Raw genomic sequence first — 19,198 nt, 5'->3', positions numbered from 1 at the left:
CTGTGAGCCAGACGCTGATTGCGGAGGTCTGCTCCCGCCAAGGCGAAGGTGGGAGTCAGTCGTGAAGCGTTGCCAAGCTCAACCCCTGCTTAGTGATCAAGGTCTGGAGACGCGGACTCGTTTCCCGGGATGGGCTGGATAGTCCCCTGAGTAGTCAAACCAGGCTTCGAATCCCTGGGACCTGTCGAAGAGCTGAAATCGCTCTGCTCCGTTTTGGGCGAGCCAGAGAATGCGGTCATCCCTGGTGGCAGCGTCAACGAGGCCCACGCCGGACGCTTCTGCCATGTGGCGTATCTCGATCTCTTAGCCGATAAGGGGCTGCCATTCGTGTTGAAGGTGCAGCGGCATTTTGATTTCCGTTCTCGTGGAGGAGGAATCAGCGCAGAAAAGAGGCGGGTTCCAATTCCGCCGGGATTCATCGGCTAGGTGCGAAATCTCCGAAAGGCAGCCAATGCCCTGGACCGTCCGGCGACAATCGCGCCGATGACGAGTCTGCGGCCGTATGGTTTTCTGAGACAGCTTGATGGGAGCTTCGCTTCAGATGACTACGCCCAGAAGGAAATATGATGCCGCTTTCCGTGAGGAAGCAGTGCGGCTGGTTTTGTCCACGAACCGTTCGGTGAAGCAGGTCGCTGAGGAGATCGGGGTGAAGGAAAGCACGCTGGGGAACTGGCTTCACCGGCATCGGGAACGTCAACCAAACGCTTCTGTTGCACCTGAGGACCGGGGCCCGGTGGCGTGGGACGAGCACCAAAAGGCCTTGGCCGAGAACGCCCGGCTGAGGGCTGAGGTTGAGTTCCTGGGAAAAGTCAGCGCCTTCTTTGCCGCGAAGCAAAAGTAGAGGACTTCTACGAGTTTATCGAAGCGGAGAAGGCCAACCATTCCGTGGTGTGGCTGTGCCGGGCGCTGAAGGTCTCCCGGGCCTCGTTCTACCGGTGGCGCAACCCCGCCAGGCCCTCACCGCGCGCCGTGCGGCATGAGGACCTGACCAGTGCGGTGACCGGCCTGTACGAGAAGGAAGAGGGCCGCGCCGGGCGGGATCAGCTGACGTTGCTGCTGAACGCGGCCGGGACCAAGGTCTCGGCCCCGACCGTCGGGGCCATCATGCGTGAGAACGGCCTGCGTGCCATCCGCACCCAGGCCTGGAAACGGACCACGGTCCAGGACCCCCAGGCCAAGACCGCCCACATCGAAAACCACATGCTTGATGGCCAGGGCAAACGCGACTTCACCTCCAGCGTGCCCGGGACCCGGCTGGTCGGCGACATCACCTACCTGCGCACCGGCGAGGGCTGGCTCTACCTGGCCACCGTCATCGACCTGTTCTCCGGGATGGTCATCGGCTGGGCCATGGCCGAACACATGCGCGCCAGCCTGTGCACCGCGGCCCTGCAGATGGCCCGGAACCACGGCCGCCTCAACGAGCACTCTGTGGTCTTCCACTCCGACCGCGGCACCCAGTACACCTCCGACGAATTCCAGACCTGGTGCGGCACTCACAGGCTCACCCAGTCCATGGGCAAGGTCGGGGTCTGCTGGGACAACGCAGTTGCCGAGAACTTCTTCTCCCACCTCAAAACCGAGTTCTACCACCACCACCGCTTCGGCTCCCGGCTCGCCGCCAGGAGCGCCGTCATGGGCTACATCGAAGGCTGGTACAACCGCCGCCGGCCCAACCGCAGAGCCGGCGGCGTCCCACCAGCCACCGCCCACACCAACCACCAAGCCAGCGCCCAGAAACCCCTGGCCGCCTAACCAACAACAACAACGACCTGTCTCAAAAACTTGACGACCGCAGTCTGTGGCCCGTGGAAAGCGCACTGTTCGTCCCTTCCTCGTCGTTCCTTTCTGCACGACGATACGGATTTTCCCTCCGAAGGGGGAATAGCCGGTCGAGCGCTCCCCTACGCCTTCGCTCAGGCCCGGCATACCGAGTAATGGCGCCGGCGAACCCGGCATTGGGTTTCTTTGAAAGGGGTGATGCCACCCCTAGCTTTCCGGTAACGTCAGTCGTCCGTTGATGCGGGTGGGTACGATGAGCTCGCCGTCCCTGAGCTCGTCCGGGAGGACGTTTGCAGGGGCATCCTGGTAAGTGACTGGGCGAAGAAATCGGCGGACGGCAGTAGCGCCCACTGACGTGTGAAGCGAGTTCGTGGATGGCCAGGGGCCGCCGTGTGTCTGTGCCCAGCTGACGCTTACGCCCGTCGGAAAGTCGTTATAGATGATCCGTCCCGCTCTGGCTCGCCCCAGCTGGGTGAGCCGTTGTGCCATGTTGTCGGAGTCTTTGCCCAGATGGATGGTCATGGTCAATGAATCCGGGACCGTCGACAGTGCCGCTTCGAGCTCCACCAAGGTGCCGTAGCGGACGATGGTCGCGGAGGGGCCAAAACATTCCTCCACGATTCCTTCACGCAAGCGTCCGGCATCGATGCCGTAGATGGCTGGCGCGACCCGGAAGCCACCTCCGCTCGTGGTCGTACTCACGGCAATCCGCTCAACGTCGTCATGATCGTTCAAAGCATTTGTGACCGCAGCGTAGCTCTCGAAAATCCTGCGATTGAGCAGCGGTGCAACCGTGCTTGATGCCAACTGTTCTGCGAGGCTGGAAACCACGACGTCCCCCTCGCGCCCCTGCGGGACGAAGACGACGCCCGGTTTGGTGCACAACTGACCGGCGGAGGTAGTAACTGAAGCTGCGAGGCCTGCCCCGATGTCCGCGCCTCGTTCTGCTGCGGCATCCGGGGTGACTATTAGCGGGTTGAGGCTGCTGAGTTCGCCGTAGAAGGGAATGGGCTGCGATCGACGGCTGATTGCTTTCATGAGTGCATCGGCGCCACCCAGGGAGCCGGTGAAGCCGACTGCCTGAATGAGAGGGTGGCTGACCAGGGAAGTTCCGGCTTTTTGCCCGAAGACAATGCCGATAGTCCCTTCGGGGGCCCCGTATTCGATCGCCGCCCTGCTCATGGCTTCATAGGAAATGTTGGAAGTATGGGGGTGGGAACTGTGTGCCTTGAGAACGACGGGGCAGCCTGTCGCCAACGCTGAGGCTGTGTCCCCGCCGATAACCGAAAATGCGAAGGGGAAATTGCTCGATCCGAAGACCGCCACCGGCCCAATGGGTTGGAGCATACGGCGCAGATCCGGACGCGGACCCATGGGGGTGTCTCCCGGTGTGTCGATGGCGGCTTCGAGGTAGCTGCCTTCAAGGATGACTTCGGCGAAGAATCGCATCTGGTAGCTGGATCTCTTGAGTTCCCCGGCGAGCCGGACGGGGCCTATTCCGGTCTCTTCATCGGCGGCCTTGATGAGCGCTTCGGCGTTGCGGTCAAGGCTGTTTGCGATGGCTTGGAGAAGGAGGGCACGTCCTTTTCTGCCGATGCCCTCCAGATATGCGGCTGCCTTTTCTGCATCCTGGACGATGCGATCCACATCTTTGGGGGAGGTTTCGTCGGCGACAGGGTCAAGGGGTGCGCCGGTGTAGGGATTGGTACCTGCGATGCTGGTCATAGTCTTTGGATCCTTGGCCTTTCAGGAGACATCGGTGGACAGGAACTGTGCCTTGATACGGCCTACTCTCTGGCTAAGAGGTGCCGATGGCCCGGCATCATTGGAGGGCTGTTTTGGCGGCTGCGAATGTTAGCTCCGGGACCAGTGGGATGACGACGTGTTTCAGGTGTTTTCCTTGCCCTTTGTCCGTTCTGGTTTTTGCGGGCGGATAGCTGCGGCGGGTTGTGATCCAGGGCTTTCTGTTCGACACAGTGATTGGGAGCAATTGGGATATTTGGGGGTGGGCCAGCGCAAGAGGCGCCAGTCCATCCCGTGGTTGTTCTTTCTGTTTGAGTTGTGGAGATGGCCCTTTCATCCCAGCCGGTTACGGGAACGCGGGCAGGGTGTGTATCTGCTGTTTTCGAAAACTGCCGCTCCCTTCGGGTCTCGGCAGCTGACAGATGCCTTAGAGCTCCTGAAGTCGAGTGAGTGCCTGCATGTAGTAGTAATCCCCGTAGATCAGCGCCTCATCTACTGCAAATCCAGCTCCCAAATGCCAAATGCCGGAGGTAAGCAGGCCGTCATGGGCAGGATTACCAGCTGTGCCGCAGAGTTCCGTGAGAGCTACGAGTAACCTGACTGCGGCGGCGCGGTAGTGTTCTTTGCGCTGATCATCGGTTTGCAGGGAGGCCAGCTCGAGGAGCCCTGCAGCGGCGATGGCACCGGCAGAGGAATCCCGGCGGTTGATGTCATCAGCGTCGAAGTCCCATGGTGGGACGCCGGACTCGGGAAGATGAGCAAGGAAATAGTCTGCACACCTGCCACTCGTCGTGAGGAAGTCTTCACGGCCCGACCAGCGCGCGGCGCGCGCAAACCCATAGATCGCCCAGGCTTGGCCGCGCGTCCATGTTGAGGCGTCCCGTAGTCCCTGGTGGGTGAAGCCGCGGATGGGAGCGCCTGTTTCCGGATCAAATTCGAAGGCGTGGTACGTCGAACCGTCGGGGCGGACAAGGAACTGGGCTGAGGTCTCAGCGTGTTGGGTGGCGACACCGGCCAGCTCGGCGTGGGTGGGATCGCTGCCGGCCCAATAGAGGAGCTCCAGGTTCATCATTGCGTCGATGGTCGTCTCACCGGCACGTTCGGGGCTTCCCAACGGACCCCATGTACGCAGGAATTTTCCGTCCCGGTTAAACCGCTTCGCAAGAGTGGATGCCGCCTGCAGAGCGCCTTCGCGAAGCCATGGCTCTTCGGTGATTTGGAAGCCGGCGACGAAACTTGGAATGAAGACAAATCCGATGTCATGTGTGGTGCTGTCATTCTGCCGTTCTATAAAGCGGCGGCAGCGGTCCAGGGCAGCGTCGGCGTAGCGGCTTTCACCCGTGAGCCGTGAGGTCAGCCACAGGAGCCCAGGAGTGAAACCGACGGTCCAGCTTCCATGCGCGGGCATGAAGCCCGTGTCGTCCGGACTGATCGTCTGCCACTTGCCATCCTTCGTGGCGTAGGGAAAGTCCGTCAGCTGGCACAACTTATCGGCGTTGGCCACACATGAACTCAAAGCCGCCGACAACGATTCAGGGAGGATCAACGGTAACCTACTCTTTCTCTGGAATTTCGTCCGGGCGGGAAATGACCCCCGACTCCAGGAGCTTGTCAATATCTGCTTGCGAATACCCCAGTTCCGCGAGCAGGTCGGTGCTATGTTGGCCAACCTCTGGTGGTAGATAACGGAGTTCGGGGCTCGCTCCGGAGAAGTTGATGGGATGGTTCACAGTACGCACCCTGCCCGCACGTGGATGGTCAAACTCGCCAATGGCGTTGACATGAGCAACTGTTGGGTCAGTTTCCACGCTGGCGTAGTCATTGACCGCCGTGCACCATACACCTCCGCCTCGGAGGGTCTGAAGCAACTCGGCCATCGGTCGGTCTGCGAGCAGCGTGGCGACCACCCGGGTGATCTCACGACGATGCGTAAGTCCTTGATCGCCTGCACAGTATTGCTGGAGTTCTGGGGGTGAGCCAAGGGACGTGGAAAGCAGTCTCAGAGGAGAGAGCGACAACGCGATGTGCCCGTCCCGCACAGCGTAGATGCCGTACGGGGCTGGATGGAACATGGAGCCCATTCCCTGCTCGGGGCTTGCCAGCTGACCGCCGTTCAAGTGATAGCTCAGAGGCTCGAGCTGCAGATCCAAGGCTGCCTGGAGCATGTTTACCTGGATTTGCTGGCCGCGGCCCGTCCTTTCCTTATGCAGGAGCCCCGCCAAAATGCCCATGGCCAGCAGGCTCGCTCCATGCTGGTCTACGACGGGCGCTCCAGCGGGCAGCGGGCCAGTCTCCGCCCGTCCAGTGGCTGCGGCAAGCCCGGACATCGCCTGCAGCAACAGATCCTGGCCTGGCAAATCTCTACCGGGTCCGTCGGGCCCGTATCCCGATGCGGAAGCGTAAACGATGTCAGTTTTGATCCGCTGGACGTCTTCGAACCCCAAACCCAGGCGGTCCATCACAGCCGGCCGGAAGTTTTCCACCACGACATCGGCTGTGGCAATGAGTCGTCGTGCCGCGTCTTTGCCTGCTTCGGATTTCAAATCCAAAGCGATGCTGCGAACGTTGCGATGGGAGAGCAGGAAGAACTCACTGACCCCGTTGACGAACGTGTTTGCTCCAGACCACGAACGCTCCCAGGCCCCGGTTCCTGGCGTCTCCACTTTGATGACATCGGCACCCATGTCCGCAAGGTACTGCACGGCGACGGGGCCTAGAAGGAACTGAGTAAACGCGACGATGCGGACTCCCGACAGGATGTTCAGGGGCTTCACAGCTGTTCCCTTGAGTCGGTTGCTGCCGCTTCGAGCACTTCTTCCCGGCGCTGATCGGGGGTAGCCTTCCCGGAAGCTGTCACCCGGTTCGTCAGGACGCCCACGCCAGGGATGGAGATCCCGACCACGTCCCCATCCATCAGGGTGAACTCAGCGGGAGGCACGATGGCAGTGCCCGAAAGGAGGACGAAGCCGACCGGGAAATCAAGTGCCTGGAACACCCAATCAATTAGTTCCTCGGGCTTGCGTCTCATGCTCGACAGGCCTACACGGTCCTCGAAGACTGTCCGTCCTGCGCGCGTGACCGTCATGTGGATGGCGAGGTCCTGAAATGGCGGGGCGCACTCGACGGGAACGAGAGCCGGACCTACAGCGCAGGCTCCATGGAAGATCTTCGCCTGCGGAAGGTAAAGCGGATTTTCGGCCTCTATGCTCCTCGAGGTGACGTCGTTACCGACGGTATAGGCAACCAGGGTTCCGCGCGCGTCGACGACCATCCCCAACTCGGGTTCTGGAACGTCCCAGCCCGAGTCGGGCCTGATCCCGATGGATTCCCCCTCGCCGCAGACCCGCCAACCTGGTGATTTGAAAAAGAGTTCAGGACGGTCGGCATCATAGACGCGATCATAGACGTCGGCTGTGGTGGTCTCTTCGTTGCGGGCGGCACGCGACCTCTCGAAGGTCACCCCACTCGCCCATATCTCTTGGTTTTCGACCGGTGCCAGCAATTTTGCGGTGTCCGGGACGGGGCCGGATGAATCCATGTGCAAGGCATCTACGAGCGAGGGGCCATCCGTGGATAGCAAGTCATCAATGCTCGCCACAGGCAGCAGGTCGGTTGGCCCCTCTGTAAGCATGCCGCGGGCGATGCGGACCCCTTCTGGTGTGGAAACGCGCCAGAGCGCCTGGCCGATCACCGCTTGCCACCTTCCCCTGCGACCCCTGCAAGCTGGGACGGCTGTTGCCGCTTACGCCAGGCCAAAATGTGGTCAGCGACCGCCACAGTCTCCCCGTGCTGATTCGTCACTCGCACGTCTGCAAAGGTGCGGGACCGTTCAGCGTCAAAGCCGGTCACCTTGTAATGGACGGTTACGGTGTCGCCGAACCGAACTGCGCGGACGAACCGGACATGGTCATAGCCGTACGAGACCGCCAAACCGTCCGTGCTTTCGATGAGGCGCGTTGATCCTGTTGTCATGAACGACAAGACAAGCATGCCGTGCGCTATACGCTCCCCAAACTCGGTGCCCTCCATGGCTTGTTGGTTGACGTGGTTCTCACTGAGGTCCCCAGTGATTCCAGCGAAGAGGTAGACGTCCGATTCCGACACCGTCTTCCGGAAGAACGTCTCCTTCCCGACCAGGTCAGCGAGTGACTCGCCCATCAGGTCGACCGCCTTGTGATTTGCGGCTTGGTCCATCACACATATCTCCGTTCGTGAATGCTTCCCGTAGCGTGGCAGGGTGTACGCCCCACCGTGTTTGTCGTGCCGTCCGAATGGCCTAGCCAGGCAGGAGATTGCCCTGTTTCATCGCCAGTCGGATTGCCTCGACCTCGTCGGCTGACACCGCCAGCTGCGGCGCGCGAACCGTCGCTTCGGGGAAGATGCCGGCGAGTACCAGAGCTTCCTTCATACGGGGCCGCATGTCCCGAATCGGCGGGCCCCAGCACAGCGTCGCCAATGGCCGCAGTCGATCCCAGATCTCACGGCCCTTCGCGTAGTCACCGTCGCGGCAGGCCCGCCACATCGCAACATTGAGATCTGTGGCAATCGCGGCGAAGCCGATGAGTGCACCCTCGGCACCGAGAATCAAGTACTCGAGAATCGCTGTGTCGCTTCCTGTCAGGAGCACGATCGGGTCGGACTCGGATCGGGTCGCGGAAAGCGCTTCCCCGAAGCTGGCGGGGTCGAAGGAGGCTTCCTTCATGGCAACGACCGTTGGAATGCTGCTCAGCCGCCCCAGCGATTCGGGCCCGTAGTAGGCGCCATACGAGAGGGGCATCTGGAAGGCGATGAGTGGCGTATCCGGTACTGCATCGGCGATCTCGGCGTGGTAGGCATAAACCATCTCGGAGGAAAGCGGCTGCCCGAGGAAGGTGGGCAGTGGAGGGAAGACAACGAGTGCGTCAGCACCGGCAGAAACCTGTTCTCGCGCCAGGTTCCTCGCGGCGCGGGTAGAACCGGCCACCAATCCGCTGACGACAGGGAGCCGTCCAGCCACGCGCTCAGCAACGTGCGCCGTAACCTTAAGTTGCTCATCGACGTCAAGCGCGGCGACTTCGCTTGCCTCCATGTTGAAGGCGACCGCGGCCGGATTGCACCCGACGAGCCATTCCGTGTAACTGCCCAGGGTGTCCCAGTCGATGTCCCCTTGCCCAGTCATTGGGAGAAAAGCGGCGGGGATGATTCCTCGGAAGGCGCTCTTGTTGTATTTCAATGTGTCTCCTATGTAAACGTGTCCGTCATTGGACGAGATTCAAATATCGATGTGAGCCGCTGAAGCCGACGCGCTGAGAAATTGCAGCGGCGGCCTCCCTGATTTTCTGGTGCATGAGATCCCACTTAGCCGCGTCAGCGCGGGGCACGGGACACGAGAAGCTCACGGCCGCGACAATCCGGCCGGAAGCGTCCCGAACCGGGGCCGCGGTACAACAGAGCCCCGCCGCGATCTCTTCCCAGTCATCCGCTCCGCCGACCGCCTTGGCCTTGGCGAGAGCGGAGATCAGCTCGTCCCGTGAACTGATAGTCCGCTCGGTTACCTGCACAAGCTGTGCGGCAGGGTAAAGACTCTCCAACTCCTGTTCGGTAAGTTCAGAGAGCAAGCACTTTCCTAAGGCGGTTGCGTGCGCCGGAAGCCGTTGTCCAACGTTGGAGACGAGGCGCACCGGCTGCGTGCTGTCCCTTCGCGCGACGTAGACGACTTCCGTGCCGTTAAGAACGGCCATTTGCATGGTCTCGTCGACTTGTTCGGTCATCAAGGCGCTCACGGCATTGAATTCATCAATGTAGTCGGTCTGCGCCAAGTAGTCCTTGCAAAGCGTCAGGATCATCGGTGACAAGGAATAGTGGCCTGAGGCCGGGTCACGGTTAAGGAAGCCGTCTGCGTGCATCGTGGCGACTATGGGGTACAGACTCCCCTTTGGCATCTGCAGCGCCCTGGCAAGGTCGGCCAGGGACACGGCGCCCTTCGTCGTCGATAAGTGGCGTAGAACGCCCAGCGTTCGATGGGTCGTCTGACTGTGGTAATCGCGCTTTACGGCGCCGTTTTCGTCTGGGGAGCTCATTTTTTTACCTCAACCTGTTCAAGCCCGTCAGGGCTGATCGATGTCCCTTGTAGGACGCGATAAGTATCCCTGAGCTCCGACAGAAGTGGCAGTTGCCCCTCCCCATCCGCATTCGCCAGCAGCGCACGAACGTACGCCGGGTAAAGCAGGCGCCACTGCAGACCCAAATCCCGGGTCGTTGACCCGTCCGGGCGCAGCAGCTCTGCCCCAACTTCATCGACGACCAGAGTTGCACGGGTACCCGTTAGAACAACCCGCGGTCCAACGCAGAACGTACTGTGCTGAGTCGTGTAGCCGACATTGATCGCCGCTGAAACGCCGCCGGATGATCGGAGCACTATGTGCGCCCTGTCATCAGCTTCTCCCCTCCCTGGATGCGACGCGGTCAGGAACTGGACGGCATGATCACGGACTCCAACTGCCAATGAAAAGAGATCCACGAAGTGCGGGGCGAGGTTTCCGACAGAGCCGGCCCCGAGGACGGACTCCGTCACCGCCCATTGAGCGCCTTCCGCTATATACCGGTCAGCTGGTCCGGTGAGGTATTGCGCATGCATGTCCAGGACCTGACCCAACTGACTGATCAGCCCCGGCAGTGCGCCTGCTCGCAGAACAAGTGGAACAAACGCCCTGACCCCTGCACATTCAGCATCAGCCGTGAGCCGTTCCAGCTCTCCCAGGGATGGCGCGGCCGGTTTCTCGACCGAGAAGTTGATGGACCGACGCACGCACTCCCGTGCACTGTTCAGCATGTCCCACGGATCACCGAAGATGAACGCCAAGTCAATGTCCTGCTCGAGCAACGCCTCGCGTGAGTCGTACGGTGTCGACTGGACGATCTGGGCCACCTGATTCGCGCGATCCCAGTCGGAGTCCCACACACCTATGACATCGGCGGACTCGAAGCCGGGGAGGTACAACGGAAGATGCCAATGCGACACACCAATGATCGCGATCTTGGCAGGTCCCGCAGACCTCGCCGTCATGCCGACCACCTCTTGAAGACACCGTGTTTGTGGATCATGAGCCGGTGTGTGCCCCGCCGGTGAGGTCGATGCTCGTGCCGGTCACGTAAGCTGCGGCGTCGGACGAGAGGTAGACGGCGGCGGCTGCCACCTCATAAGGCGTTGCGAATCGTCCCAACGGAATGGCCGCTGCCCTGGCGCTCCGTGTTGCTCCGGCCACTGCACCTTGGCCCTGTTTGATCTCCTCGATCCGATCCCAGAACTCGGTGTCCACGGCGGCAGGGCAGAGCGCGTTAACGCGGATCTGGTGCCGGGCAAGGCTCACCGCGGAGGACCACGTCAGGCTCAGTACAGCGGCCTTGCTGGCTGCGTAGGGCGCAAATTCAAGGCGGCCCTCCTTTGCCGCGATGGACGCAACGTTGACGATGCACCCGCCGCTTCCACGGGCGACCATGTGCTTTGCCGCCTCTCTAAGGCACAGAAAGCTGCCCCTCGTGTTGACCGCGAAGATCTGGTCCCATTCGCTCACGGGGACGTCCAGCAGGGCACTGGTCTTGCCCAACACTCCAGCTGCGTTGACCAGAATATCGATCTGGCCGGTTTGAGCCGCCACCTCGTCCATAGACTCTCTGACGCTCTGCTCTTGGCTCACATCCGTTGCTATCGACAACGCCGTCGGGCCCCACTCTTTGGCAGTGGCTGCTGCGCCTTCGCCGTCGCGGTCCATGGCGACGACGGTCGCCCCCTCAGCGGCCAGCGCGGACCCGATTGCTGCTCCGATGCCGGCAGCGGCGCCGGTCACGACGGCGACTCGTCCGGTCAGAGGCTTGCTTTCGGTCGTGTCGGGTCGGATCCCATTGATGTCAGTCATTAGTATGTATCTCCATAGTCGCTATTTCACTGCTCCTGAAACGATTCCTCGCACGAACCAGCGCTGCATCCACACGAAGAAGATCACGATCGGGAGCATGGACAGTGTGACGTAGGCACACACGGTGGCCCACGATATGCCGATGGAATTGAGCAGTTGGTTGACCAGTTGGACCTGGACGGACTGCATCTCGGGGCTGCGGGTAAGCGCCGCGACTATGATGTAGTCGTTCCATACGAACATCACTCCAAGGACGAATATTGCTGCCAGGCCCGGCCTGATGAGCGGCCACGTGATGTGGCGGAATGCCTGGGAGCGGCTGCAGCCGTCGATCATCGCTGCGTGCTCGAGGTCTTCGGGAATGGCTTGAATGTAATTTCTCGTAAACCAAAGCGCTTGAGGAAGGAACTGCGCCGCATAGACGACGAGAACGACCAGATACGTATCAATGATGCCGGTGCGGTCCGCCATGTAGTACAGCGGCAGCAGCAGCGCAATGGCAGGAATCATGCTGGCGAGCGTCAGGCTGATGAGGAGAATGGGCTTACCTCGGAAGGGCAAGCGCGCGACGGCGTAGCCGGCGGGAAGCACTACGCCGATGGCAAGTAGCGTCGCACCGACTGAGTAGATGGCCGAATTCAGAAAGCTCTGAATCAACACAGGGTTGGTTAGTGCGGCACTGTAGGCCGCAAATGTTGGCGACTCGGGAAGGAACTGAGGCGGGAAGCTGACGGTCTGCTCGGCTGGCTTGAATGACGTCGCGACGAGCCAGAGCAACGGGGCGAGAGCAATGAACGCTATGAGGGATAGCGCTAGCGTCGGAACCAGGCGTGGCCGATTGCCGTCGACGGCTACTTTAGTCATGTTGCGTCCTTACCGTATCGGAGCATGAGGAGGCCGAACGTCACGTTTGCGAGCAAGATGAGAATCGCAACGGCCGCTCCTCCAGCGACATTTTGACCGCTGATGATGGTCTCAGTGAATACGTTCAGCGAAAGTGTTTCTGTCTTATCCAGTGGTCCTCCACCGGTTAAGACCAGCGGCAGCGTGACCATCGCAAAGAACAGCATGGCGAGGAAGGTAGCAGTCGCGGCGATAGTCGGTTTCATCAACGGTAGGGTTAGGTGCACGAAGGCTTTCCGCGAATTTGCGCCATCGAGAGCCGCAGCCTCGTATAGCTCAGAAGGCATCGACTGCAGCGCAGCGTCGAGAAGCACCATCGCGTACGGCATCGCCCACCATGACGTAATGGCAATGAGCAGCGGAAGTGCTAAATCGGGGCTTCCCAGTAGCAGCGACGGGGCGAACCCGAGCTCTTGCAAGAGGAACGTCACGGGTCCGTACGAGGGGTTCAACATCCACACCCACGCGATGGCTACTGTCGCTTGGGACAGAGCCCACGGCAGAAGAAGCACGGGCCTGAAGACATTCCTGAGCCAGCCCGCACGCTGCAGAAGCAGCGCGGTAATTAACCCGCCGGCAATGGATAACGCCAAGCTACCGAAAACATACGCCAACGTGGTAACTAACTGCTGCCAGAAAGCAGGGCTTTCAACGAGGCGTACATACTGGTCAAACCCAGCAAAGGCGCCCAGCTCAAAAAACTCCATCCTATGCAGGCTGACCCAAACCACTATCAGAATGGGGATAAGGAACACCAAAGCCACGAGCACCGCGCTAGGCAGGACCAAAGGCAGGACACGTGTCCGCCGCAAGCGGGTGGAACTCGAAGGCCGTCCGGCACCCCTCCCGCCCGGCTCGTCTTTTACCTGGTTAGCTGCGGATAGCGTCGGCATATTGGCTCATAATCTCGTTTGCGGCCGCGGCCGGTGCTTTGTTCTCCAGAATCATCCTGGTCATGGCGCTACTGACGATCTCCCCGAATTTCGGTTGTTGCAGTGAGTACGAGACGGGCGCGCCGCGCTGCACTACGAGGTCTTTCCATTCGACCAGGTTCGCGGCCTCCGGAGTCGCGAAGTAGGGGTCCTCGTACGCCGACTTCCGGGCGACAACCTCGCCGCCCTGGGCCAGAGCCGCCTGCGTCTCGGCGCTGGTCATGTGCTTAACGAACTCCCAGGCCGCATCCTTGTTCTCCGACTTGCTGTTTATCGCAAGGGCTTGACCGTAGATCGTCTGCGTCCCGTTCGCTGATGATGCTGGAGGAGGAGCCCACGCCAAGTCCTGCGCACCGGCAGCCTTGAGCGAGGAATACCGGTACAGTCCAAAATTGGCACTGATGGCACTTCCCGTCTGAAGAGCCTGATGCGTCTCCGTGAAGCCCCAGTTGAGGGCAGAGGTGTTTGACGCGTTTCGCGCAATCATTTCCTTGACTACCTCGGCGCAGTCTGCCACCGCACTCTCAGAGAAGGCCGGCTCAAGGCCGTTCTCGGCGAACAACTTGCCACCGGATGCCTGGACCAACATGGGCCCGCCAAGGAACTCCAGGAAAGCCTGGCCGGCGAAGAAACCACCGCTCGCACCGAATCCAATGGGGAATGTCATCTTCCCCCCGGCGTTGCCGGCGTTGCGCAAAACGTCCTCGAAGGTGGCCGGCGGGGCGCTAATACCGGCTTCCTTATAGGCATCCGCACGGTAGAGAAAGACCGGGATGCGGTAGTCCTGCTGCATCAAATACGTCTCGCCCGCCACCTGATTGAAGCTCTGCGGCAAGAGCCAGTCGTTACGATCGATGCCGTCACGATCAAGGTACTCGTCAAGCGGGGCGAGACCACCCTGTTTGACGAACTGCAGCGTGCTGAGGTTCTGGACCCGGAAGACGTCCGGCGTCCCGGTCTTAGCAGCGATGGCCCTGGGAACGTTCGCGCCGCCGGGGTCGACATTGACCTTGATTTCGATGTTGGGGTTCGCGTCCTGGAAGGCCTTGATCGCCTTCGTCTGGGCAGCCGCCCGAGGATCGCTCGCGCTGGCGGGATCCAGGAAAGTGTTGTAAACCACAGTTCCCCGCCCCGTGCCACCGCCGCCACCTCCGCTGCCACTGGGGCTACAGGCCGTCAGCAGTGCGGTCCCGCCTAGGGCAGCAGCCGCACTAAGAAAGGTTCGACGCTGAATTCCTTCCGACATGCTTTCCTCCGTTTGTAAACCCGAACGGGTGTATTTATATATAGACACAGTATTTTCTATCCCTCTAGCTGTCAATGCCCAAGCGCCTTAGAACTTGGGGCTCCATGTCGTTCTGAGAGCAGCTCGGTGCAGCGCGCGACGAATATGGAGTTGAGCGGGGACGGTGGCTTAAGGGCAAGTGGCTTAGGTCTTGTCGGCACTTTGCCAGTCGGGCGCCTGAATGAGCTCGACCCGATTTCCGTCTGGATCGAGTAGGTAGATCAGCAAGCCGCCTGCATTCGGGCCTGAGGTCGGCGTGACGGGTTCGGACAAGGCCCCGTACCCGAGCGCCGTCATTTTGGCGTAAACCTTGCGTACGTCTATATCGGTAAAGGCAAGGTGTGCCGTGCCCGGCTGCGCCTCTGATGGGTTGACGGCCGGTGGCGGAGACTCGACCTGGACAAGTTCCAGCCGGAAGGTTCCGTCAGCAGTGGTGAGCATCAACGCTTTGACCTGTACGTTAGGACGGCCGAAAAGTTCGCCAATGTATGGTCCCGACGTCCACGCGTCCAGATGGGTTAGTCCAAGGCCGTCCGTGTAGAACCGTGCACTGCGCTCTAGATCCATGACGTGCAAGGCAGTGTGATGATGTCGGATTGCGGTTCCCATATCGCCCACCTATGAGTTCCTAAGAGGCCTGACCAGAAACCTGGCTCGATCGCTGTCGGTGACCTCGTGCGTCAGCTCCGCACATTGAACGGAAGATGGCGTCCGGGCGCCGCTGCTCCGGCTGCTGCGCCGGGGAGAAACGTCGGCAGGAACAGCAGTCCCTGGAGCTGCAGGCGGTTGGGTAAACACGATGGACATGTCGGTGTCTCCTTGGTAGTTCAACGGCTTCGTACTTGTTCGCTTGCTCGGCTAGGAACCAGGATGCGAGCAGCTTTGAAGTATCGATATAGGGTGCGCCTTGGGGCCTGGGCAAAAGGGGTCTCCTTCTCCCGCACTAGACGAGTGTGACGGGGCCTCAGCGATCGTGAGACCCCGTCAAGGATGGTTCAAGTTCCAATCCCCAGATGCGCTCCCCCTGCCACGTCGAGAGATACTCCTGTGATGTAGCGGTTGTCGGGATCAGCTAGGAAAAGGATGGCGCGGGCGACTTCGTCGGGTTCGGCAAACCTGCGCATGGGCAATTGCGCGGCTCGCTTCGCGCGGTTGGCGGCGGCGTCCGGCCCGGAATCTTTGGCGAACTGTGCCCACATCGGCGTATTTACTGGACCTGGTGCGATGGCATTGACCGAAATGCCGTTGGGCCCAAGCAATTCAGCGAATGACCACATGATGTGCAGCACGGCCAGCTTGCTCGCGTTGTAAGGCAGGTAGTTGAGCCGTGCTTCTTTGGCCGCCACGGAGGACAGGACCACGATGGCGCCGGCCGTTCCGGACTCGAGCATCGATTTGGCTGTCTCTCGTACGATCGTGAAGGTCGCGGAGGCATTGATCCTTAGGATGGAGTCGAACTCGTCGGTTGTTGTCTCCATAATGTCGGGGGTGCTGCCGAGTACTCCCGCTGCGTGGATGAGGGCATCAAGACGGCCGTGTTTGGACGCGATGTCCTGGATAGTAGCTGCGCATTCTTGTTCCGAGGTGATATCGAGGCGGTAGAACGCCTCCAAGGGCTGGTCCTCTTTAGGGGAGCGATCAGCGCCTATGACGATCGCGCCTGCGGCTGTGAGTGCGCTGACAGCGGCATCGCCTATTCCCCCGCTCGATCCGGTTACGAGAACCACCTGGTCTTTGAGGCTCATTTGATCTTGCCGCTCTGGACGTGAGTGCACCGCGGTTCTCTTATAGTTGGAGCGTGAGTTGCTCGCTTCATATTCAATTCCTTAGTTGAAGTTGCTCGCTTTGGCCGGTCGCATTAAGTTCAGGTTTTGGTGATGCTACGGGGCGACCACGTCCTCAGCTCCGGAAGCTGCCGCCAGGACCGCATCGGCGATTTCTGTGGCGCGGAGTGCCTGGGCGAACGTGACTGCCGGGGTTTCACCTTTGCAAAACTTCAGTGCTGCCTCTGCCTGGCGAAGGAAGAGGTCAAAGGGGTCGAAGGCCTTCTCGTAGTGGTTACCGTCCCGTTCCCACACGTGCAGGGAATCGTTGGACCACAACATCCGGCCGGCGCTTGCCAGGACATCGACGCTGAAGCTCCAGTCACCTTGGTTGAGACCTCGAGGCTCCTGCCACGGCGACCAGTAGCTTTGGAGGTTAAACACCGCGCCGCCAGGAAATTCGAGGGTGGAGAGGACGTGCTCGGGTACCGGCGAACCGTACAGGCTGCTGCTGGCGCGGGTGGCCAGGACTTTCGGGGCGCCGTCGAACCAGGAGGACACTAACTCGATGGCGTGAATGCCGTTTATGACGGCGACACCGCCCTCCCTCGGGTCAGCCCGCCATGAGTCGACGCGCTGTTTATGGGCCACGGAGCGGACGGACACTGCTATCACGTCGTTATCCCTGACCCACAAAGATAGAAGTCGGGCAGCGGGATGATGGTGGAGCGTGTACCCGACCATTAGGCGCTCGTTTACGCCGTATGCCGAAACCATGACGGCGGCGCCTTCTGCATCGGCGGCCACCGGCTTTTCGCTCAGCACACGGAATCCCCTATTCAGCAGGTCTGCGCAGAGAGCCGGTTGCATGGTGGCCGGGAGGGCAACGACTACGAGGTCCAGCAGTTCGGGGCGCAGCGTTCGAGTGTTGGGCACCAAGGCTGCGCCCAACTCCTGGGCGAGAGGGACGGCGCGGTCGTCCTTTTCGACAAGGAAGAGGACATCGGCGCCGGCTGCGGTGAATGCTCTTGCGTGTCGTGATCCGGCCCAGCCGGCTGCTCCTACGATGGCGACGCGCGGAGCAGATGTCGTTGCGGTCACTATTTCGCACCAGCGGAAGTCAGCCCGGCGATGAACCAGCGTTGGAATGCGGCAAAGATGCCCAAGAAGGGTATGAAGGCGCGGACGAAGACGCCGAATGAGGCCCAGAAGTTACCGAATCCGGTTGAGATGTGGGGGACGGTGTCGTTATGGACGGTCTTCAAGCCTTCCGCTGTTGCGAGGACGGTCAGCGGTGCCGCGGCAAGGGCGACTGCAGTCAAGCTGCCTGCGGTTCTGATCATTGCATCTCTCCTTTGAGATCGGTTGCATTTCGTCGTGTAGGGAAAAAAGTACCCATTGAGATCGATTGCTGAGATCGGTTGCAATAAACATAGGATCGCTGCAGGGGGATGTCAATGGTTAGTCGGGAAAGGGCTCGCCCGGGGTGCTGGGGCTCTCGTTTCGGCCGGCTGCGCCAGAGGCAGCTGCAGGCCCCCCGAGCTGGGACTCGGTATTCGGGCGCTGAAGAGTATCTTCGAGGACGCGGGGCTTGTTGATCAACATGGCTCCTGTTATCAGCACCAAGAGCCAAACCCCGAGCATCCCGAACGACGGGAGCCAGTTGTCGCCTGCACGATGCAGGAGCCCGAAGAGCAATGGGCCCAAGCACGCCAGCGTATAACCCACCCCCTGGGCAAAGCCGGAGAGGGCACCAGAGCCTCCGGGCGTTCGTGCGCGCTTGTTGATCATCGTGAAGGCAAATGAGTAGGCTCCCTGGCCCAGTCCGGCAACGATGACCCAGATGGCGGCACTGGCCGGTGGAGCAAACATGATTCCTCCATAACCGGCAGCGAACAGGACTGCGAACAGGACTGCCAGGGGCAGCGGCCGCTGCATGCTGACGACGATCAGTGGCACAATGAGGCCGGTTGGCAGCCCAATGATCGAATAGAGCGCCAGCATCGATCCACCGGCTTCCTGGCTCAGTCCTCTGTCGACAAGAACGGTCGGAAGCCAGGTGACTGCTGCAAAAGTGTTGCTCGAGCAACCTGCGAAGACCAATGCGGCTCCCCAACCGATTGATGATTTCCAGGGCTTGATCCGGGGCGTGCGGGGTGATGATTGGATGCTGGGGGGTGGACACTTGATGCGGGTAACCCTGCGTCTGCGCGCAAGGAGGACCATCCAGGGAATGGCCGCAACGGCACTGACGCCGGCCCAGACGCCGATCGAGAATCGCCAGCCGGACAGGCCGGCCAGAGGAATGGCCAGTTGGGCAGCAAGGGCTGTACTGACGCCAAGGAGGGTCACGTGAAGGGCTGCAAGCACCCCGGCTTTATCTGAAAAGTACTTCATCAGTAAGGGCGGCATTACGACGTTCACCAAGCCCAGGCCGAGCATGGCAATCCCGGTGAGGAGCAAAAACAACGGGATTGTCCATCCCAGCGCCCGGCCGACCTGGCCCAGTGTGACCAGTACGATCGAAACCAGCAGCAGATGCTCAAGTTCAATTCGTCGTATAAGCGGCACGGCCAGGAATCCCATCAGGGCGAAGCCGGCCGTCGGCAGCATTCCAAGAACCCCTGCCGACACTGCGCTGAAGGGCAGGTCATCGCCTATCGCGGGGAGGAGCGGGGATACTGCCGAAACCGCCTGCCGGGCACTGAACGCCACCAGCAGGATCCCGATCAGCGCCGCCTTCCGGCCCCGCAGCGACTGCTTCCCCTCCGCCCCGATGTGCGGTTTCCGTTGGCGGAGGCGCAGTAGGGCGATCTCATTCACCTCCATCTTTTCGGGCTATCCGGTCTCCAAATTGCAGTGCTCGCCTGCTGGGCCCGGATCAGTCCTCAGCAC

19 protein-coding genes are annotated in these 19,198 nt (G+C 60.9%); 1 reads left to right on the top strand and 18 read right to left on the bottom strand.

Annotated elements, in window-relative coordinates; genetic code table 11:
- Positions 1-96 precede the first annotated feature (96 nt).
- Complete coding sequence (locus M1D93_RS00790) at positions 97-285, bottom strand: hypothetical protein (protein ID WP_461173311.1); 189 nt, start codon at positions 283-285, stop codon at positions 97-99.
- A 256-nt stretch (positions 286-541) separates the two neighbouring features.
- On the opposite strand from M1D93_RS00790, the gene M1D93_RS00785 reads away from it, so the two are divergent.
- Positions 542-1,755 (top strand): IS3 family transposase gene (locus M1D93_RS00785; RefSeq protein ID WP_461173310.1). Its coding sequence is split into 2 segments (ribosomal slippage): positions 542-803 and positions 803-1,755, totalling 1,215 coding nucleotides; the frame shifts between segments, so codons are not numbered across the junction.
- Positions 1,756-1,989: 234 nt separating this feature from the next.
- Here M1D93_RS00785 and M1D93_RS00780 read toward each other — a convergent pair.
- From M1D93_RS00780 to M1D93_RS00700, 17 genes are all read right to left on the bottom strand, one after another.
- Positions 1,990-3,507, bottom strand: coding sequence for an aldehyde dehydrogenase (NADP(+)) (locus M1D93_RS00780; protein ID WP_461173309.1), 1,518 nt, complete (start codon positions 3,505-3,507; stop codon positions 1,990-1,992).
- Between the two features lie 445 nt (positions 3,508-3,952).
- Positions 3,953-5,029, bottom strand: a complete 1,077-nt coding sequence (locus M1D93_RS00775; RefSeq protein WP_461173308.1) for a glycoside hydrolase family 88 protein — start codon at positions 5,027-5,029, stop codon at positions 3,953-3,955.
- Positions 5,030-5,078: 49 nt separating this feature from the next.
- On the bottom strand, positions 5,079-6,299 hold the full coding sequence (locus M1D93_RS00770) for a CaiB/BaiF CoA transferase family protein (RefSeq protein WP_461173307.1): 1,221 nt from the start codon (positions 6,297-6,299) through the stop codon (positions 5,079-5,081).
- Entirely contained in the window at positions 6,296-7,216 is a 921-nt protein-coding gene (locus M1D93_RS00765) for a fumarylacetoacetate hydrolase family protein (protein ID WP_461173306.1), read from the bottom strand. The genes M1D93_RS00770 and M1D93_RS00765 overlap by 4 nt, the downstream gene beginning before the upstream one ends.
- Positions 7,213-7,719: a MaoC family dehydratase gene (locus M1D93_RS00760; RefSeq protein ID WP_461173305.1), complete on the bottom strand. Its 507-nt coding sequence runs from the start codon at positions 7,717-7,719 to the stop codon at positions 7,213-7,215. Before M1D93_RS00760 ends, M1D93_RS00765 begins: the two co-directional genes overlap by 4 nt.
- An 82-nt stretch (positions 7,720-7,801) precedes the next feature.
- A complete protein-coding gene (locus M1D93_RS00755; RefSeq protein ID WP_461173304.1) occupies positions 7,802-8,737 on the bottom strand; it encodes a dihydrodipicolinate synthase family protein in 936 nt (311 codons plus the stop codon).
- A 25-nt stretch (positions 8,738-8,762) separates the two neighbouring features.
- Entirely contained in the window at positions 8,763-9,584 is an 822-nt protein-coding gene (locus M1D93_RS00750) for an IclR family transcriptional regulator (RefSeq protein ID WP_461173303.1), read from the bottom strand.
- Positions 9,581-10,570, bottom strand: a complete 990-nt coding sequence (locus tag M1D93_RS00745; RefSeq protein WP_461173302.1) for a Gfo/Idh/MocA family protein — start codon at positions 10,568-10,570, stop codon at positions 9,581-9,583. The genes M1D93_RS00750 and M1D93_RS00745 overlap by 4 nt, the downstream gene beginning before the upstream one ends.
- Before the next feature lie 34 nt (positions 10,571-10,604).
- Positions 10,605-11,420 carry an SDR family NAD(P)-dependent oxidoreductase gene (locus tag M1D93_RS00740; protein ID WP_461173301.1) on the bottom strand — a complete coding sequence of 272 codons (816 nt, stop codon included), beginning with the start codon at positions 11,418-11,420 and terminating at the stop codon, positions 10,605-10,607.
- 21 nt (positions 11,421-11,441) lie between these two features.
- The gene (locus M1D93_RS00735) at positions 11,442-12,284 is read right to left on the bottom strand and encodes a carbohydrate ABC transporter permease (RefSeq protein WP_461173300.1); all 843 of its coding nucleotides are present in this window, start codon (positions 12,282-12,284) and stop codon (positions 11,442-11,444) included.
- Complete coding sequence (locus M1D93_RS00730) at positions 12,281-13,030, bottom strand: carbohydrate ABC transporter permease (RefSeq protein WP_461173299.1); 750 nt, start codon at positions 13,028-13,030, stop codon at positions 12,281-12,283. The genes M1D93_RS00735 and M1D93_RS00730 overlap by 4 nt, the downstream gene beginning before the upstream one ends.
- Before the next feature lie 163 nt (positions 13,031-13,193).
- The gene (locus M1D93_RS00725; RefSeq protein WP_461173298.1) at positions 13,194-14,375 is read right to left on the bottom strand and encodes an extracellular solute-binding protein; all 1,182 of its coding nucleotides are present in this window, start codon (positions 14,373-14,375) and stop codon (positions 13,194-13,196) included.
- 309 nt (positions 14,376-14,684) lie between these two features.
- Entirely contained in the window at positions 14,685-15,149 is a 465-nt protein-coding gene (locus M1D93_RS00720; protein WP_461173297.1) for a VOC family protein, read from the bottom strand.
- Positions 15,150-15,535: 386 nt separating this feature from the next.
- Entirely contained in the window at positions 15,536-16,285 is a 750-nt protein-coding gene (locus M1D93_RS00715) for an SDR family NAD(P)-dependent oxidoreductase (protein WP_461173296.1), read from the bottom strand.
- A gap of 135 nt (positions 16,286-16,420) precedes the next feature.
- Complete coding sequence (locus tag M1D93_RS00710; protein WP_461173295.1) at positions 16,421-17,404, bottom strand: Gfo/Idh/MocA family protein; 984 nt, start codon at positions 17,402-17,404, stop codon at positions 16,421-16,423.
- Entirely contained in the window at positions 17,404-17,646 is a 243-nt protein-coding gene (locus tag M1D93_RS00705) for a hypothetical protein (protein ID WP_461173294.1), read from the bottom strand. The genes M1D93_RS00710 and M1D93_RS00705 overlap by 1 nt, the downstream gene beginning before the upstream one ends.
- A gap of 118 nt (positions 17,647-17,764) precedes the next feature.
- The gene (locus M1D93_RS00700) at positions 17,765-19,126 is read right to left on the bottom strand and encodes an MFS transporter (RefSeq protein WP_461173293.1); all 1,362 of its coding nucleotides are present in this window, start codon (positions 19,124-19,126) and stop codon (positions 17,765-17,767) included.
- Positions 19,127-19,198 lie beyond the last annotated feature (72 nt).

The sequence above is a fragment of the Arthrobacter sp. Z1-9 genome (assembly GCF_054792695.1).
This window is presented reverse-complemented; position numbering and strand designations above follow the sequence as displayed.

Bases quoted from the DNA above. Each gene is read 5' to 3' on its own strand.
- M1D93_RS00745 (WP_461173302.1), bottom strand. From the start codon at position 10,570: ATGACGGCGAGGTCTGCGGGACCTGCCAAGATCGCGATCATTGGTGTG.
- M1D93_RS00705 (WP_461173294.1), bottom strand. From the start codon at position 17,646: ATGATCAGAACCGCAGGCAGCTTGACTGCAGTCGCCCTTGCCGCGGCA.
- M1D93_RS00740 (WP_461173301.1), bottom strand. From the start codon at position 11,420: ATGACTGACATCAATGGGATCCGACCCGACACGACCGAAAGCAAGCCT.
- M1D93_RS00760 (WP_461173305.1), bottom strand. From the start codon at position 7,719: ATGGACCAAGCCGCAAATCACAAGGCGGTCGACCTGATGGGCGAGTCA.
- M1D93_RS00735 (WP_461173300.1), bottom strand. From the start codon at position 12,284: ATGACTAAAGTAGCCGTCGACGGCAATCGGCCACGCCTGGTTCCGACG.
- M1D93_RS00715 (WP_461173296.1), bottom strand. From the start codon at position 16,285: ATGAGCCTCAAAGACCAGGTGGTTCTCGTAACCGGATCGAGCGGGGGA.
- M1D93_RS00720 (WP_461173297.1), bottom strand. From the start codon at position 15,149: ATGGGAACCGCAATCCGACATCATCACACTGCCTTGCACGTCATGGAT.
- M1D93_RS00730 (WP_461173299.1), bottom strand. From the start codon at position 13,030: ATGGAGTTTTTTGAGCTGGGCGCCTTTGCTGGGTTTGACCAGTATGTA.
- M1D93_RS00790 (WP_461173311.1), bottom strand. From the start codon at position 285: ATGGCAGAAGCGTCCGGCGTGGGCCTCGTTGACGCTGCCACCAGGGAT.
- M1D93_RS00750 (WP_461173303.1), bottom strand. From the start codon at position 9,584: ATGAGCTCCCCAGACGAAAACGGCGCCGTAAAGCGCGATTACCACAGT.
- M1D93_RS00780 (WP_461173309.1), bottom strand. From the start codon at position 3,507: ATGACCAGCATCGCAGGTACCAATCCCTACACCGGCGCACCCCTTGAC.